Raw genomic sequence first — 17,708 nt, forward strand, 5'->3', positions numbered from 1 at the left:
GTACTTTAATGTTCTGATAATTTGTAAATTGATTTAGGCTGCAGTTTGATGTTCTGTTCATGTACGAATTATTCACTTCTGAACCATTCATAATCTTCAATATCACCTTCATCATCCATCAACTGTTCTAAAAATAGTTCTAGACTATCAGCTTGTATGTAGCCAATTTCTTGGTCAGCCCCAAAGCGGATGATTTGTCCTGCGGTACCCTTGGTATTTGGAGCAAAATCGAATGCCAAAAAATTACCGTTCTGCATATCGAAAAACGGAATCCAATACGGCGTAGTGTACATCAATAGCGTTTTGCCTTCGTTGGTACTGTAGGTATCGAGCAATTCCTTTTGCGTCCAATCGTTATATACCCATTGCCAATCTTTCCATTCTTGAAAAATTTTCTCGGCACCCATAATCGCTGAGTTCTGAACGCCGTTATGTAAGGTTAAAAATTCTTTTATGATAGTAGGGAATGGATATCCGGCTGCTGCCTCAAACTCCGCATAAATAGCATCATTGTTTTTTGGCGGAATAATGGTGAGTTCTTTCGAGTGTATCAATTGTACAAATTGTTGCACTACCTTTTCAAAATTACTTTTAGCCTCTAACTGAATGAACGGAGCAATGAAATCTGCTTTTTCTTTTGCCAGTTTTTCAGCGATGAATGCATTGGGGATATGATCAGAAATAAATGCACCGGTGTTTTTGAAAACCTGGTCGTTTTTAAAGTTGGAGATAGGCTGACTGCTAAAAGAATTGGCTCCAAAAAAATATACTTTTGAGGTGATGGTTTCTTTTCTATTCGTTCTTTCATCAACAACCGTGAACCATTCTTTGAATAGCGATGTGTTTTCTATTTCAGCCGTAAAAACTTCTTTGCCTTCCAAAAAAGCAATGCCGTAGAATTTAGAACTGGATATGTCTTCGGGAGTTAGAAAAAGTAGCTTTATTACTTCCTTGTCAGAAGCTTCTTTAAATGCATCTAACAACGCATCGCAAAACGTAAAACTATTGTCAATATCTTCTGGGTCTTCTAACGGTGGTAGGGTGTTGACTGGTATCACATTAAAATGAAAATCATCCCATTTCATCTGTTCCACATTATCTGAAAACGCAATTCTATTTCTCATCCTCACTTATTTATTGATGCTGCTAAGGTACCTGAGAATAATGGAGAGGTTATCCCCGAAAAGGGTGATTTTAAATTTTAGAACAGGAATTTAAGTGATGTCGTAGTTGAAATTTTATATAGTTAATTGCGTAATAAACTTGCGCATAGGTCCGTAACTACCGTGCACCGATGAAAAATTGGGAGTTAACTTTTGAATTAAATTAGCAGGTGAAAAATCTGGCAGTTGATCTAAGCAGGTAATCATCAAATTCTTTTCTATGAGTAGATTTTGATGGTGAATAGCATCACATTGTAACGCATAATTCAGTAATTCTGCATCTAAAGCCTTGGTTCTAAATTCACCTTGAAATTCGTTGGTTTCATTCGCCTCGTTATCGTTGTTTTTAAGCGTAACCGATTGAGTTTCGGACATGGGTCCGTTGCCGTGCCGGGTTTGATAACATCGGGTTACATAGAAAATACGCACACCCACATTATTATCAAAATGGTCTGTAATTAGCTGAATGGCATTTTTAGAGGTCGTGTAGCTCCAGGTGGTATGCGGGTGAAAACCATGTTGTGTATCTAAAAGAATACCTTGGCTACCCTCAAAAATAAAATGTTCAAATTTTGTAACTATTTTTTGAAAAGGTGCTAATTGATAGTATGGTTTAATAGCTGAACACGTTTTTATAAAATAGTCTTCGTCATAAGCGTTGAGTTCGTTGAAATAATAATCTTGAACGCTTTTGGGTTGGTGTGACAGCTTGGTTTCGTAGTACGATCGTATACTTTTTAATCGCTGCTTTATGACCCAACTGAACTGTAAATCGGTAGCATAGAAGTAAACTTCTTCTTTGTTTCTAGCGATCGTAGTGCCAAAACCCAGACCACAAGAACCGTGATTTTGCTGTTTTTCCAATGCCCTGTTATAGGCAATGTCATACATGGTGGTTATCATTGCCAATGGATGAAAAAACAATTGCGGCTTGTAGTCTTTTAGAAAGTTACCTTCTTGTAAAATGGCAGGTGGAAATACCGTAGTATGTTCCGTGTAAAAGGTAGGAACGCCTACAAGGGTACCCGAACCAAAATTACTAAAGGTATGTGTAAGCGCATCTGTAGTAACGGTGTGCCCAATTTGGTGACCGCCAGAAAACCGCACAATGATACTTTTTTCAGGCTGTTGCGATGCTAGAAAATCGGTCGTTAGTCCTTTTCCCGCATCGCCAAAACCTAAATCTATAACTATACTACATTGCTGCATTTATAACATATCTTCTACTTCGGTATCGGCAATGCCGGAAGTATTGTTAGCCGTAGTTGGTTTATGATGTTGAATCACTATTTCCGCTATACGTTTGGCTACTTTTTTATAGTCGGGCATCACAATAAAATGCTCACCAAGCAATTCTTTCCAGTTACCTTTTCTACTTGGAGATTTGGACCATTCACTATGCTCTAGATGCATATGAAAAACATTATATTTTTCTTGAGCTTCATTGATTATTGCCTCTGTGGTAATGGTCTCGGCTTCCTCTGCGGCTGTGTATTTTTTTATGATTTCTGCGGGAATTGTAGGGAAAACCGGTTCATCGCCAATGGTAAATAAAAAGCCTTTCTGCTTTCTTTTTTCCCAACAATCTATAGAAGTATGGCGTGCCGCAAATAAATGCGCCAAGTTATAACCTTCTTGATTGTTGCCGCCACCGCCGCCTTCTAGGTATACACGGGTTAACCAACGGTCTAGCAATTCTGCAGAAGATTCAAACTGCCCTACTTGCAACGGTGCATGGTCATAAACGAAATCTCCTATACCAAGAAAAAGCACTTGTGGATGTTCTATACCGGCTTCCATTAAAGAACCGATTAAATCTGGTAAAGCCTCTTTTACAATGTGTTCTGGTACAAAGCCCATACTGCCCGTTACATCAAGACCTACAATGATGGAAACGGTTTCTGGATGTTCTTTTGAATCTCTAGACTCCCTAACGATTACCTTGGTTGGGTCCATTTCCGGGTCTATTTGTGAAGCCGTAAATATCTCCTCTCGTGATTTGTTGCTGTAATCTTTTGATGTTCTAAGTTTTGAATACGCTTCGTGACTAAATCTTCCTCCTCCCATAATTACAGTTCATTTATTTGTCCGCCGAACAAATACGCATAGCGCTTCTTTGCCAGTTCTAATTTAATTTCCAGATTTCTAATTTTTATCGACATCTCTAAATCTTTGGCAACATAGTCCTTTGCGTCAAAATCTGAAGCCAATACCAAACTGTTTGCATCTGTGGGGCTCATATCTAACATATTTTCCTGCTCGCGTTTTAATCGTTTTAAAGACAGCGCCAAGTCTTCGGTTTCGCGCTTGTACATTAACTGTGCATCTTCGGCAATGGCACTGGCACGGTCGTCTCTAATTTTTTCGTTGTTACGCTTTAACGATTCTAAAAAAGCGGCATTCGTAATTTTGTCTTCCATGAAAATTTCTTTGGGACAAAGCTATGTTGAACACTGATTTTCTATATCCCTGAAAAGGGTGATTTTAAGTTTTGGCGCAGCAAATTTATTTTGGTTGCTAGCTGTTGTAGAAAAGAGTTAATTACAATATCACGGAAAACGGTTAGTAAAACTTTAAGCCTTACACGCATCTTTGTAGTTTACTTTTACATCCTATCAAAACAATTAAGCATTATTATGAAATTGGAAATGAGCGCAACTTTTCAGCAAGAATTACCAATTAAATACCTTAAATTTTTAGAGGAGAATTCTAACGGTGTACGATTAAAAAATAACAGTCGTTGGGATAAACGTATATGGCATCTAATGGGTAAGGAAGCTCTTTTGAAAAAAAGGAAAATGAGTGGCGTTGGTGAAGCTGCCAATTATGAATGTTTAAAATTATACACCACGGTTCAACAAGAAGTAGGGATGGAGTTCACTGCGCCCTCTACTCATTTTCGCTCTGTAAAGTTAGAGCGTGTAGCCAAAGGTTTTGTAATTGGTCATGAAAATGGCGATTACCTATATTTAGACCCGGAATGTAAGTTTACGGTTTGGGCATATTACCATGATGGGGGCGAGGTGGCCTTAATTTCAAAATCCTTTACCCAACTTTTAAGAACGCAGAAACCTTTATAATATAATAATTACAAATACTTATGGTTCACATAGAATTTTCTTCGGATAGTTTTCAAATCAATTCCGTTGCAGTGCAGTTTCCTGTTTCAATAGGAGCATTAAAGGAGATTATCTCCCCGGAATGTAGAGAACATAAAGGAAAGAATAACACACTTTTTGTTTGGGATGATTTAGGGATTATCGCGTATACTTCTAATGGAGAACTAGTAAATTCCCTAGGGTTTGAATTAGAAATTTCAACCTATGATTTTAGTCCTAAAGCAGTCTTTAGCGGTACATTCAATTTCAGTGGTGAAGATATTATTGAGTACTATAAAACGCATGAAAATGAACGGGTGATAACATTTAAAGGTGATGATTCTGGCGCCTTGGTGCAAAACGGATTAAGTGCTTGGTTTAGCGTGAGGAAGGATGTTATTCAAGCTATTGAAGTAAGTCTTTACAAACCTTATGTGCGTGGTGAAGGCATTGCAGCAGATAAGTACACGATTAAGCCGATAGATGAAGAAGAGATTGAGTTTGTGGATTTCGGATTCAAGCTTTCCATCATTGAAGAGTTGATGTACATGAAAGGACTGTTGAAACCGAAATTCGATTTGTACGAGTTTGCAGATTGGTATAAAGGTCGTGAAATAGATATTGATGAAGAGGGTTATGAGCCCATAGCCGAAGTGACCCAATATTTTAAAGATTTACCTATCCCTAAACGGTTGGCTCCGGAGATTACTGAAATCTATCAAGATGGGGGCAATGATATTTATATGAATCTATCACCTTTTTCCGGCGGTGCAGTAGAATATTGGGATATTGAATGCAGCGATGATATTAAACATTTTCCCAATTTAAAGAAAGCCACCTTGTGTTATGCACAAGAACCTATTTGTGACGAACTCATTATTCTTGGTGTTGATGCCGAGTGGATATAATCGGTCGTGTAACTACCAAAAACAAAGCATTTTTTTGTTTTTAGCGATCAATATATGGTGAGAATAGTGTATTAAGAAACGTCTTAAATGAAGTTAATACTAAAGATCAAGGTAGTTTTCTGATTTTTTTTAAAAGAATAGAGGTCAACTTGCTGTTAATTACATTTAGATTGAAAAATAGCATTGCGTTTTCACTTTATCAAAGAATCTGTTCATAGCACTATTTGGCTACTACTCATCGCAAAAGTATCAATTGACAACAATTAAGAAACTAGTAATTGGTTTAACTGTACATTTGGTTGAAAACACACCAATTACATATTCATAATTTAGATTAATGAGGTTGATATCATCTTTTAAAATACTGGTAATAACTCCAATTTTATTTTTAATGCTTCTATCAGAAGCTACAATTAACAAGGAAAGGGTTTCTTATACTGACAAACCGGAATCAGAAATTAGTGCCAACTTTTATCAATCAAATGTAGATACTGATGGGGATGGAATAAGTGATGATATAGATGAAGATGATGATAATGATGGTATTCCAGATTTATATGAGGATGGGTGTGAAATAAATACAGCCTTTGGATCCCCTACTTCTAGTCTAGCGACAACCAACTATGTTACTTCAATATATACGAACTACGGTGGTTTTTGGAATTCATCTTCCTCTTCTATTAATCCAACACCTTTTGATAATGTCTCTGAACTTTTGGCTTTTCAAGTGGGCAGTAGAACTTATGCCACGGGCATTGGAGGATCTTACATGATAGATACTAATGGCAACGGGCTTTATGATGTAATGGATACAGATGGTAATGGTATTGGCGATGTATCGGTAGAAGAAACCTCATGGACAGCTTTAAGACCAGTAACAAAAATAAAGTCTGGTATTCGTTTAGAAGGTAGGGCGTTAGATGGCAGTACTTCAAATGCATTAGGTCCACAGCTAACTACAGATGGTATTCCATTTAATCCATATCTATATGAAGGCGAAAGAGGGCTTGATATGGGCTATGCTATAGCTAATATAGACAATGCTTGGTACTTTCGTTTGGGAGGGGCAAGTTCAGCTGCTTATGGAGATGGGGAAATGGATATCTTATTAACTCAAGGTGCACAATTGGGAAATGGCTCTAACTATAATAGATTGCACTTGCTTGATGAGGACGGAAACTATTTAGGTAACGGTGTCGAAATTAATTGGAACAATACCCCTGTTGTCGGTAATTCTTTGGTGGATCAGTACAATGCTGACGATACTGTTAGTGGAAAAAACGCGAAAAAGAACATACGTCTGGCAGCAGTGGAATTAGCTGAATTTGGTTTGACCACAGCAGAAAGGTCTAGAGCGGTAATATTTCGTTTAGAAATTTCAGCGAACGCAGATCCTATATTTTTTGTAGTGAACGATAAAAGTTTTATTACTAGCTGTGCACAAATGGATACAGATGGTGATGGAGTAATCAATAGTTTAGATCTTGATAGTGATAATGATGGAATTTATGATGGGGTTGAGGCAGGCCACGGTCTTGCACTGTCCGCAGGGAAATTGACCGGAGCTGTAGGTACTGATGGTATTGTAAATGCTTTACAAGCCGTAGGGCAATTTGATAATGGTACTGTTAATTACGAAATAGCAGATTCGGATAATGATAATATACTAGATTTTTTATCGTCAGATAGTGACGCGGATGGATGTAATGATGTTCAAGAAGCAGGATTCTTAGATGGTGATTTTGATGGTTATTTAGGTGTTTCTCCACTTACAACTGATTCATGGGGGGTAGTAACTGGACAAAGTGGTTATACACCGCCAAGAGATGAAGATAATAATAGTGTAGCAGATTATATGCAAAAGGGATCAGCACCCCAAATTATGGTAGGTCCTCAAAATACTATAGCTTTTGATGGAAGTGTAGGTGAGATTAGTGTATCAGCATCAGATACAACAGAATATCAATGGCAAGTAAGTACAGATAATGGAATGAATTTTTCAAATATCATTGCATCTGAAATCTATTCGGGAGTTCAAACCAATACATTGGTTATCAATAAACCTGACCTGGAGTACGACGGTCTCTTATATCGAGTAGAATTATCAAATAAAACATTTACCTGCTCTACCGTTACTTCTGAATCGGCACTGTTGAATATAAGAGTTAAAACGGTTATAACAAATAAGAAGATAACCTACAGGGCAATAAAAGAATAGTCTGTGGCTATAGTAAATAAATGCATGTAAGGTATGGTCAACCGTATATATTAAACCTCTTTTAGTTTAGCTGAGTGTGTAAAGAGAGAGAAATATGAGGGATTTATGAAGAATTTTAAACAGTAATTTAATTTTGAAATAATCATTTTATAGGTAGTCATAGGTTACAGCTGCAAAAAGTAAAAAAGTACGTTATAATCAACGTACTTTTTTTGTTTAAGATGTGTAGAGAAAAGTAATGATAGGAATCTAGTATACTAAGAATTCATTGGTTTCAGGGATATATGAAAACCATGTTATGTATACATTTGATACCTATTATAACAGAAAAAATTATGGGTTTAGAAATTACAAGCGGAATGTTGGCAGAGTTTAAAGGCAGTGAGCCTGAAGCCTATGAAACTTATAAAAAAATCTTTCAGAATATCAATGTTGTTCTTGCTGCAAATAATTTAGAACCGCATAATGAACCTGAGGAGATGGAAAATGAAGCCTTGCAATTTGGCGGTTTTCCTTATAGTTTTTTGCACCATTTAAGACGATTTCTAGCACATGTCTGGGAGAATGAAGGCGACGAGAATTGGAAGCCTAAGCCTTTTTCTCCAAATGAAGACCCTGGCGTAGATTCAATTTTAGAAGATCACTATTCGTATATGGAAAGTCACTTGCTGACCCATTCAGATGCCGAGGGATTTTACCTTCCAGTAAAAATGCCAGAGGTGCTTTTTGATATCGAAGAAGCGCGTGTACCCGGTGCCATGATCGGTTCATCTTACAGCTTGCTTGAAGAACTAAAAGGGCTGACCAAGCATTTGGGTATTGAGTTAGATGACAACAATGATATTATGAACATTCAGCAGTTAAATGAAATAATACAGAAAAATGGCGATTTCTGGATTGAAATTTTAGTATGTGCATCACTAATTGACGCTGCTAAATTTAGTATCAATAACCATACAGCTATTCTTTTTAATTAAAAAATGACGTGCTCAAATCCATACTTAAAAAATTAAAAAAAAATCGGGAATGAATAGTGATGATATCAGAAAAGAATGGAATTCTAAAGGAAGCAAATATGCTTCTGATGTTAATAAAATGGTTGAATTTGGCGAAACTAATGGATGGGATAATTGGAAAGGAGAAGAGCCTAAGGATGAAAGAGACCATTTGTCAGATGTGGTTTTTCAATTATTGAAGGATGCCAATAAAAACAATACTGTTGATGCATTTCGAACAGACTTTCCGCCTGCACATTCACCAATGGTGAAGTTCATGCAAGAGAAAGCCCAAAGTATTCAGCAATTACATTTTATAGATGAACAGAAGATTGTGTTCTTGGTGGGTAAGGGACATCAGAAAAGACAGGCATATCTTCTTAAAGATAGTGAAACTATAGAACTTGATGCATCAATTGATGCCATAGGAAAATCTAAACGAGAAAATGTTTTTGCCATTGTTTCGAACAATACTATAGTAACCACCCAAGGTTGGGAAGGTGAAATTATGGCAACATTTAACTTAGATGAAGCAAAGAATTTAGGAATCACGGAATTAATTCCTTTTAATGACGGGCAAAAAATCCTCCTGATAACTTCTGACGGTATTTTCATAATTACACAAGATACCGAGAAAATGATTCACCCATTGCCTGATCCAGAAGATGAGGAATGGGAACCTTATATTGATATGGAAAATGCTACCATTTCTAATGATAACAAATATATTGTAGTTGGCGACCAGTGTAGTGACCATAGGGTACTAGACCAAAATGGAACTATGATAGGTGAAATTGGTCCGCAATCATCTTACCCAGATTTTTGTCTTTTTTCAAAAGATGATAGCCAACTCATTACAAATTCATGTCACTTTTATAACGGAGTAACTATAGGCGTTGCAGCTTCTGATCTTCAAAATATTGAAATTCCCGCATACGAAGAAAGTGAGCAGTATACCATTATAGATGAAGAAATGAGGGTTTATTGTGGTATAGCAACTTCTAAATACTACATTTTAGGAGATGCCTTTGGATATATTAGAGCTATTGATGCAAAAGGGAACTGTATTTGGAGATACTTTTTGGGGTCTAGTATAAGCGGAATTACCATTTCTGATGATGAAAAAACGTTATGGGTAGGCTCATCATCGGGTATGTTGCATAAACTGCAGCTCAATAACGGACTTAGAGATGACCATACTATTGGTACAGGAAAGCACTACGAAGAATTCAGGTTGGTCATTTGGAAAGATGAACCAATTTTAAAGTGGTAATAGCAGATTATGGATATTAGAGATTTTAATGAGATTGTAATTGGAGGAAAATATGATTTGGACCAGAAGGAGACCTTTTTAAGGTCCATCATGCTGCCAGCCATAGCCATTAACCAAGCAACGGTTTTTGATGAAAAGGGAATAAGCAAGTATGGTGGCAATCCACTTGTTCCAGACAATTTTGAATGGCCCAAACATGAATTTGGTGATTATAGGTTCATAGCGCAATTTCATCTAAGTGAAATACCACCTGGTGATCATCATCTTCCAAAGAAAGGTTTGCTAAGCATATTTGTAGCTTATGATGATGAGAATACCGTGGCTTGGACAGATGATAATTATGCGAAGGTTTTCTATTTTGAAAATGTAGAGGACTTAAAACCTTATGATAACCCTAACTTCCCTGATAAGTATACGCTAGATGTGGTTTTTAAACAAGAAGTAGATATCCCTTTTAAGCCAGAGTTATACCCAACCAAAGGACTCAACAAAAAGCAAATGAATTATATCTGTTCTAAGGTGTTAGAACAGACTGATAAAAAATATGAAAGCTATATATTAGGCTATCCCTTTTATAATTCATTAGATGCTGATCCAAGGGAAAATGATGATTGGACCTCATTATTAACCTTGCGTTATCAATCTGGTTTTGGGCTATATTGGAACGATCGAGGATATTTAATGCTTTTTATAGAAAAAGAGAAACTGGCAAAAGGTGATTTCTCTAATATTAAGTCTAATGCGGGGTAGTAGGGTGTTTTTTGTGAAGCTTATAAGGGTTAACTTTTGGCAATTGGTTATAATTTAAGCTCCGTTAACGTGAAAGGTTGTTTTATGATAAAATGCACTAATAACAACAGAGACCTACGAGTTTTTTGAAGGAACCTATAATATTGCAAAGTTGCAATCCATTTGTGCTTAACCGTAGAGCTATTAGTTTCTAGTTTTCTTATCCGATTAAATACATGGCAGTTAAGTGTATGTATTATTTTATCTTTTAATTGTAAATGGCATTTTATTTATATCATTACTTCCATCTAGAATTCTAGTTTAAAAAAACTTTCTTTTTATTTTGAAAGCTCAGAAAGCATGACACGTTTTAGTTGATTTAAAATGTAATGAATGCCCCGAGGTATGCTTCTATTTTAGTTTTTAAAGTTTAAAGACCTATTTTATAATTCTCTACGGGGCAAGTCTTAGGTAAATTCACTCAGTAACTTAATTATAAAATATATCAAGATAGGTTTTAGATTTTTTTAAATTAAGTATGATGATATTCCCAAAAAATCATAAATCAATAGATTTCTTTTTACGAATGGATTCATCACAGGCAAAAGCAATACGCAAGCTATTCACAGCGTCTTTAAGATGGATATTTAAGTCTGTATTTTCCTTTATAGCCCTAAAAAAATATTGTTGTTCCCTTTTACATAATTCTTGATGGTCGGGTTCGTCTTCTAGGTTAATTATTGAATCTACTTGTTTAAATTGATTATTCTCATCTATTTCTGCGCAGTGATAGCGTATTGTTTCGGTATTTGTATGAGACTCTACTGAATCTGATTTTCCGATTGCAGATCCATTTTTTGTAACTATGGATGCAGACCCTTTAGGACCAAATACATCTTTGATGAAAAATGCTGTTTCACTTATCATTGGTCCCCATCCAGCTTCGTACCAACCTACGGAGCCATCTTCAAAACGAATTTGTAGTTGACCGTAATTATAATTCCACTCGGGAATATCTTTAGTCAACCTAGCTCCAATTGCATTTACTTGGACAGGCTTGGAATTTGTCATTTGGCACATTACATCAATGTAATGAACACCACAATCGACTATGGGACTGAGGCTCTTCATTAGATTTCGATGTACATTCCACATTTCACCCTTACTTTGTTGATTCAAATTCATGCGCATTACCAAAGGCTTACCTAAATTTTGGCTCAATTCTACAAATCGCTGCCATGATGGGTGATGTCTTAGAATATATCCAACAACAACTTTTTTTTCTGTTTGCATTGCTTTTTGGACAATTCTCTCTGCACCTGCTACCGTATCTGCTAGTGGTTTTTCTATAAAAACATCGCAATCGTTGTCAAGGGCCTTAATGGCGAACTTTTCATGTGTGTCCGGATATGTTGATATACATACGGCATCTGGCTTGGTTGCTTTCAATGCATCTTCGTAATCATTGAATAACGCATATTTATTATCCAATTTTTCATTCAATATATTTTTACTCTTTCCTTTGGATACCAAACCACAAATTGTGAATTCTTTTAAATTGTGATAGGCTATAGCATGCGATGTACCCATATTTCCACATCCAACTACTAAGACTCGAATTGGTTTTTTAGAATTTATCATAATTTTTTTAATTTTCAATTAAATTTAAAGACAGACAGATGTTTAAAAAAAACTATTCTGTTTGATGTATTTTTACTATTGGCTGAACCTTGTTTTCTTTGAATAGAATCATAAATAAAATTGCCGTAATTATAGCAATTGCCGCAGGTACTAACCAGATAAATTGCCAGTCATAATTTATAGTGGAGTTTTTACTAGATGTAAACATGTTGGTTACCCACCCAGAAACATAAGAACCTATTAACATTCCTACTCCATAGGTTGCAAATGTAATTAATCCTTGTGCTGCATTTCTGAAAGACTTACCCGCTTTTTTGGCTATATAAATTTGTCCGGATACAAAAAAGAAATCGTAGCATATACCATGTAGAATTATTGCTGTATATAGAATCCAATTATCATTAAACTCCAAAGAAAAGGCAAAAAATAGGTATCTAATTGCCCAGGCTATCATTCCGGCAAGCATAACTTTTTTCAAGCCAAGTTTTCTAAATGCAAAAGGCATTAGTAATAAGAACAAAAATTCTGAAACTTGCCCCAGGGTCATTTTTCCAGCTGCGTTATCAAAACCTATATCGTTTAGAAAGGGATTGGCAAAGCTATAATAAAAGGCAAGAGGGATACAGATAATAATTGAGCTTATGAAAAATATAACAAACGATTTATCTTTAAATAGGATAAGTGCATCTAAACCTAAAATTGAAGATAGACTATTTTGTTTACCCTTTGGTGGGGTATTTGGTAAAAAGAGGCATAGCGTCGCCAACAATATTGAGCATACAGCCGCTATTTGAAACGTTAGATAAGATGCCTCCAATTCCATGAAGCCGACTAATAACCCTGCTGTAATCCAACCTAAGGTTCCAAATACTCTTATTAGGGGAAACTCTTTATCCGGGTCGGTCATTTGAGAGAATGATATGGAATTCGCAAGTGAAATTGTAGGCATGTATAGGAGCGTATATAGAAGAATTAACCACCAGAAATTTTGAAAATTATCTGTAAAACTAATCAAGTAAAGTGAGATGCCGCCAAACAAATGTAACGTAGCTAAAACGTTTTTTGCAGAGAAATACCGATCTGCAACCAAGCCTATGAAAAAGGGAGATAGAATTGCCGCTATCGATAAATTGGCATAAGCTGCGCCTACCTGTGTAGCGCCAACTTTCAATGAACTTAACAGATAAGTGCCCATGGTAACATACCATGCCCCCCAAACAAAATATTCTAATAGCATTAAAGCGGACAATTTTATTCGGAGCGATTTTTTCATTGGAAGAGTCGATGTTTTATTTTAAGTATTCTCGGGTTATTTTACTGTAATGACTATATGCAGAAGGAATAAATTCATAGGAAGTAGGTGTGAATCCAGCTTTTGCGTATAGCTCTATTTGTTGGTTGTCAAAAGGAACCATGGGTCTATTTACTCTTATATAGGCAAACTTTTTAAATTTTGATCAACTTCTATTGTCATTAGTGCCATAATCCAATCTTTGCGCATATTATAAAGGTCAGGGAGCAAATAGCCTATTTTGGCTTCAATAATATCAGTTTTTAGGAGGTACGGACCTAAATCCCCAAAGTTGGGTTTTCTATTATGATTATAAGAGACTATTAGCCTTGTATTAATGGTTCTAAATACTACTGCACTTTCTGCAATATTATCTATAGATGATTTGTTAATCTTAATGGATGGTACGAAACGAGAATCTATTTCAATACCTAGATAATTGCCAATTTTTATGAATACTCCTATAGCATTAGCCTTCTCCAATTTTCCCATCTTTAAGTTCGACCATTTTTTAACCATTTAATCAATTGTTTACAGTATTACCATTAGTTTCAGTTCGCATGTGGTTCCAAGCTGTTGGTTTAAGATGTTTTTCGTCTTCAGGATATGGTTTTGTTAGAAAGTCTTTGCCGGCAACAGTGGATCGGTAAATACCCTCAATATGTTGTTTAGGAGGGGTTACTTCTATTTGCCATCCACGTTTGGAAGTACCATTGTTACTTCCAGCATGTGGACGTATGAAAATCCCGCTTTTGCTATTTTTCTCAAGTTTATAGTCAAGATTTAAAATAAAATTCTTATAAATTCTCTTAGTGGATAGGTATCCGTATTTTGCTTCAGGACCATTTTCGCAAACCAGTTTGCCACCGTCAACATACCAAAATTCGCTGCCGGGTTTTGTCCGGCCAGATAAATCTTTACCGTTAAAAATATCCGTAGCTTCTTGTGAATAAATTGTAGTGTAGCTTAGTAAAATAATTAAAACAAATAGTGATATTCCCATACTTTATTTTTCTATGGTTTAATATGAGATTTTCAGAAATCGTCCATTACGGAAAGCCAATATTTTTCTATTTCCTGTTTAGAAGGTGTTTCTTTAGGTCTTACTAAACGAAACCCAATGAAGGGGGCATCGGTCAGCCACCAGATGCTTTTTGGCATTTGAGGGTCACGTTGTTTCCATTTTTTTGAGGAAGCATGCCTATTTGCGGACCGAAGGTCTTCAGGAGAATTCATCCAAGAGCCGCCACGTACCGATCGAGGATAAAGTTTGGTTGGCTTAAAAAGAGGGTTGTTAGCAGGATTTCCTTGTAAAATTTCAAAATAATTTTCTTTGTATTCATCCATGGTCCACTCTGCTACATTGCCATGCATATCATAAAGACCGTAGGTATTGGGTAGTTTGGTTCCGACTTTGTGATACTTTTCATTACTATTTGCTTTATACCAAGCATATTTGTCCAATTGACTTGTGTCATCACCAAAATGAAATGCCGTTGTAGAACCTGAACGGCAGGCATATTCCCATTCCGCTTCGGTAGGAAGTCTATAAAAGTTTCCGGTCTTGGCAAATAGCCATTTTGCATACATAGCGGCAGAATACTGGGTCATATTAATAGCAGGAAACCCTTCTTTACCCATACCGAAGCTCATATCAACATACATTGGGGTTGCCGTAGCTACACCATCTACATCCACTTTAGAACCGTCCTTAAGAGTGATAGTTCTATTGGTAATGTTTTGGGGGTTTTCATCTAGAAATTGATTGTATTGTTCCCAAGTTATTTCATGAACACCCATCCAAAAAGAATTTACTTTGACCTTTCGCTTAGGTCCTTCATCAGAGTTTCGTCCCTTTTCAGTACTTGAACTTCCCATGTAGAATGTTCCCCCTTGTATTGGAGCCATTTTTATTTGAATATCTGAGTCGGGAATTTGTTCTGTATACGGGAGAAATTCAGTATCGACCATTTTTGTGTATTGGCTTGCGCTAATAAGAAATAAGCATACAGTCAATATGCTTATAAGCCGTTTGTGATATTGCATTGGTAATAATCGTTTTTGTTAATTGTATAATATTTAGGTTTTTACATTCCTTCAATGAAAATAGAACTCAAGTGTAGATAAGGAAAAGGTAATTGAGACTTAACTTGTAATCTATTTTAATTCTGGAGCAATTTGGTCTATAGATATTACACTTGGAGGAAGTTCGGTAACCTTTAAATTTCGAAAATGTATTTCAGCTCCTTCTGATTCCAGGCATAAGTAGCCTTTTTTTTGTGATGATTTTGCAAGACCATTTACGAATTTTCCATTTACAGCAAGCTTTACCACACCGTCAACACATACTACGTCATACGTATTCCAAATACCTTTCCCTTTTGCACGATTTTCAATGGATTTACTTCTTTCTCCTCTAGGGTTATCGGGAATTGTTGTTACCCCACCTACACCAAAAAGTTCACCATGTACATAGGCAATCGGAGGTTTTTTTCCATCTTGTAGATTGAGATTTACCCAGTCTAATTCCAACATTTGTATTTCAAGGCCATCGGGTAAATTTTGACCTTCTTTTGGGTTTGCACTGCTCCAGGCAAATATTCCAGAATTTCCTCCTGCTTCCATGTGTCTCCATTCTACATGTAGAATAAAGTTTTCATACTGTTTTTCAGATCGTACAACTCCTATTGGCATGCCTTTACACACCAAGGTGCCATCATTTTGAACAGACCATGTTTTTTCGTTAGTATTCACATTTTTCCATTTTATAGTTTCGGCCTCAACTGAATTTGGAGCGTAGAGGTCTTTCATTTCGGTCACAGAACCAAATTCAAAACTAAAATCGTCAGTTTGTGCACTAATTTCAGTAACAACGATTGATGCTAAAGCAAAGGCAATTCGTAATCCTAATTTATTTATATATTTCATAGTTATTTTTAATAATTCGTGTCAGAAACGGTTATTGAATTTAAGATAGAGGGTAGTAAGTCAATCTATGTGTAGATTAGACGCCCAAAAAATCAATTGAATTTTTGAGCATACTCCTAGATGAATCAACTATTTCACTGTAACCTATAATTTTATGATTAGATAAATTTGGTTTTGCCAGGTACGGCTATTTCAGGTCCTTCAAACTTTAGATTCCAGTCGTAAGAATCGGGTCCTAATATTTCAGTTGAATTTAATGCGTCCTCCCAGGTTATCGTCTGGCCTGTATAAGCGGCCATTCTTCCCATAATACCCATAAGTGTGCTGTTGGCACTAAGTTCTCCATCATTTATACCAGAATCTTCTCGAATGGATTTGAAGAGTGCATCATGTTCCGACTGATACATGTTATTGACTTCACCATCGTATTTCCAAGGGTTTCTGCCTGTAATCTCATGGCGGTTTCCTTCATAAAAAGCATTACCTAAAGACCCATTGATTTCGACTGCATTTTTTGAAGACCCTCCACGTTGTTGTCTTGTAAAACAGTATCCTTTTATATCATTAGCATAGTTATATTCCATTGCAAAATGGTCAAATATGTTTCCATATTTCTTGTCGGTACGCCATTGTCTTCCCCCCGTAGCGGTCACTGACAAGGGCATTTTCTCACCTAATGCCCAGGTTATCATATCTAAACTATGTACAAACATTTCTACAATAAAATCGCCTGACAACCAATTTTGATAATACCAGTTTCTAAGTTGGTATTCCATGTCGGTCCATTCTGGTTGTCTACCCTTAAACCATAGTTCTCCACCGTTTCTAGTTGATGAGATCGATTTTATATCTCCTATGGCACCATCTAAAACTTTTCCATACAATGCCTGTTTTTGAAGGTCGTATCTAAAACAATAACCAGAAACTAAAGACAGATTTTTATTTTTAGCTTTTTTCGCAGCCTCCAGTACTTTTCGAACACCCGGTGCATCTACTGCTACTGACTTTTCATAAAAGACATGTTTTCCAGCATCTACAGCAGCTGTTAAGTGATTAGGTCTGAAGCCAGGAGGAGTCGCAAGAAGTACGACATCTACTCCAGAATCGATAAGTTTTTTATAAGCATCAAAACCTACGAACTGTCGCGCTTTATCAACTTTTATACGCTTGCCGTGAGCTTTTTTTAATAAATTCAACGAACTTGTAAGTCTATCTTCGAAAGCGTCTGCCATGGCATGTAATACCACATCCGGGTCTGCGTTCAGCGCTTGTACAGCTGCGCCTGTACCCCGGCCTCCACAACCGACCAATCCTACTTTGAGTTGTTTCTTTATGGTGCCGCTAAAACTATTAGCTAAACCAATGGGCATATGAATTGATCCAGTACTGAAAAGAGCAGCAGCTCCTGCCTTTTTAATGAATCCTCTACGAGTGTCTTTGGTAATAATTGATTTGTCTTTCATA

At 36.4% G+C, this 17,708-nt stretch carries 17 protein-coding genes; 6 read left to right on the forward strand and 11 right to left on the reverse strand.

Annotation, left to right across the window (positions count from 1 at the left end):
* Positions 1–68 precede the first annotated feature (68 nt).
* From BW936_RS06615 to BW936_RS06630, 4 genes are all read right to left on the reverse strand, one after another.
* Positions 69–1,124, reverse strand: coding sequence for an SMI1/KNR4 family protein (locus tag BW936_RS06615; protein WP_076547490.1), 1,056 nt, complete (start codon positions 1,122–1,124; stop codon positions 69–71).
* A 114-nt stretch (positions 1,125–1,238) separates the two neighbouring features.
* On the reverse strand, positions 1,239–2,372 hold the full coding sequence (locus BW936_RS06620; protein ID WP_076547491.1) for an adenylosuccinate synthetase: 1,134 nt from the start codon (positions 2,370–2,372) through the stop codon (positions 1,239–1,241).
* Positions 2,373–3,230 carry a hypothetical protein gene (locus BW936_RS06625; RefSeq protein WP_076547492.1) on the reverse strand — a complete coding sequence of 286 codons (858 nt, stop codon included), beginning with the start codon at positions 3,228–3,230 and terminating at the stop codon, positions 2,373–2,375.
* Between the two features lie 2 nt (positions 3,231–3,232).
* Positions 3,233–3,583 (reverse strand): hypothetical protein, encoded by a 351-nt coding sequence (locus tag BW936_RS06630; protein WP_076547494.1) that lies wholly within the window; start codon positions 3,581–3,583, stop codon positions 3,233–3,235.
* A 216-nt stretch (positions 3,584–3,799) separates the two neighbouring features.
* Between BW936_RS06630 and BW936_RS06635 the strand changes: the two genes are divergently transcribed.
* The 6 genes from BW936_RS06635 (at position 3,800) to BW936_RS06660 (ending at position 10,405) form a co-directional block, all read left to right on the forward strand.
* On the forward strand, positions 3,800–4,243 hold the full coding sequence (locus BW936_RS06635; protein ID WP_076547495.1) for an SMI1/KNR4 family protein: 444 nt from the start codon (positions 3,800–3,802) through the stop codon (positions 4,241–4,243).
* A 20-nt stretch (positions 4,244–4,263) separates the two neighbouring features.
* A complete protein-coding gene (locus tag BW936_RS06640; protein ID WP_076547497.1) occupies positions 4,264–5,169 on the forward strand; it encodes a DUF6892 domain-containing protein in 906 nt (301 codons plus the stop codon).
* 391 nt (positions 5,170–5,560) lie between these two features.
* A complete protein-coding gene (locus tag BW936_RS06645) occupies positions 5,561–7,387 on the forward strand; it encodes a hypothetical protein (protein WP_244156173.1) in 1,827 nt (608 codons plus the stop codon).
* Positions 7,388–7,722: 335 nt separating this feature from the next.
* Positions 7,723–8,364 carry a hypothetical protein gene (locus BW936_RS06650; RefSeq protein ID WP_076547980.1) on the forward strand — a complete coding sequence of 214 codons (642 nt, stop codon included), beginning with the start codon at positions 7,723–7,725 and terminating at the stop codon, positions 8,362–8,364.
* 49 nt (positions 8,365–8,413) lie between these two features.
* Positions 8,414–9,655 carry a hypothetical protein gene (locus tag BW936_RS06655; protein WP_076547501.1) on the forward strand — a complete coding sequence of 414 codons (1,242 nt, stop codon included), beginning with the start codon at positions 8,414–8,416 and terminating at the stop codon, positions 9,653–9,655.
* 9 nt (positions 9,656–9,664) lie between these two features.
* On the forward strand, positions 9,665–10,405 hold the full coding sequence (locus BW936_RS06660; protein WP_076547513.1) for a DUF1963 domain-containing protein: 741 nt from the start codon (positions 9,665–9,667) through the stop codon (positions 10,403–10,405).
* A gap of 537 nt (positions 10,406–10,942) precedes the next feature.
* Here BW936_RS06660 and BW936_RS06665 read toward each other — a convergent pair.
* The 7 genes from BW936_RS06665 to BW936_RS06695 form a co-directional block, all read right to left on the reverse strand.
* Positions 10,943–12,025: a Gfo/Idh/MocA family protein gene (locus BW936_RS06665; RefSeq protein ID WP_076547518.1), complete on the reverse strand. Its 1,083-nt coding sequence runs from the start codon at positions 12,023–12,025 to the stop codon at positions 10,943–10,945.
* 52 nt (positions 12,026–12,077) lie between these two features.
* On the reverse strand, positions 12,078–13,298 hold the full coding sequence (locus BW936_RS06670; protein ID WP_076547520.1) for a nucleoside permease: 1,221 nt from the start codon (positions 13,296–13,298) through the stop codon (positions 12,078–12,080).
* A gap of 156 nt (positions 13,299–13,454) precedes the next feature.
* Positions 13,455–13,808 carry an MlrC C-terminal domain-containing protein gene (locus BW936_RS06675; protein WP_076547521.1) on the reverse strand — a complete coding sequence of 118 codons (354 nt, stop codon included), beginning with the start codon at positions 13,806–13,808 and terminating at the stop codon, positions 13,455–13,457.
* 31 nt (positions 13,809–13,839) lie between these two features.
* A complete protein-coding gene (locus BW936_RS06680; protein ID WP_076547522.1) occupies positions 13,840–14,319 on the reverse strand; it encodes a 3-keto-disaccharide hydrolase in 480 nt (159 codons plus the stop codon).
* Positions 14,320–14,351: 32 nt separating this feature from the next.
* The gene (locus BW936_RS06685) at positions 14,352–15,287 is read right to left on the reverse strand and encodes a formylglycine-generating enzyme family protein (RefSeq protein WP_159439005.1); all 936 of its coding nucleotides are present in this window, start codon (positions 15,285–15,287) and stop codon (positions 14,352–14,354) included.
* 186 nt (positions 15,288–15,473) lie between these two features.
* Complete coding sequence (locus BW936_RS06690) at positions 15,474–16,244, reverse strand: 3-keto-disaccharide hydrolase (RefSeq protein ID WP_076547526.1); 771 nt, start codon at positions 16,242–16,244, stop codon at positions 15,474–15,476.
* Between the two features lie 158 nt (positions 16,245–16,402).
* Positions 16,403–17,707: a Gfo/Idh/MocA family protein gene (locus BW936_RS06695; RefSeq protein WP_076547528.1), complete on the reverse strand. Its 1,305-nt coding sequence runs from the start codon at positions 17,705–17,707 to the stop codon at positions 16,403–16,405.
* Between the last annotated feature and the right edge of the window lies 1 nt (position 17,708).

It is taken from the genome of Maribacter ulvicola (assembly GCF_900155985.1).
Taxonomy (GTDB): Bacteria; Bacteroidota; Bacteroidia; order Flavobacteriales; family Flavobacteriaceae; genus Maribacter; species Maribacter ulvicola.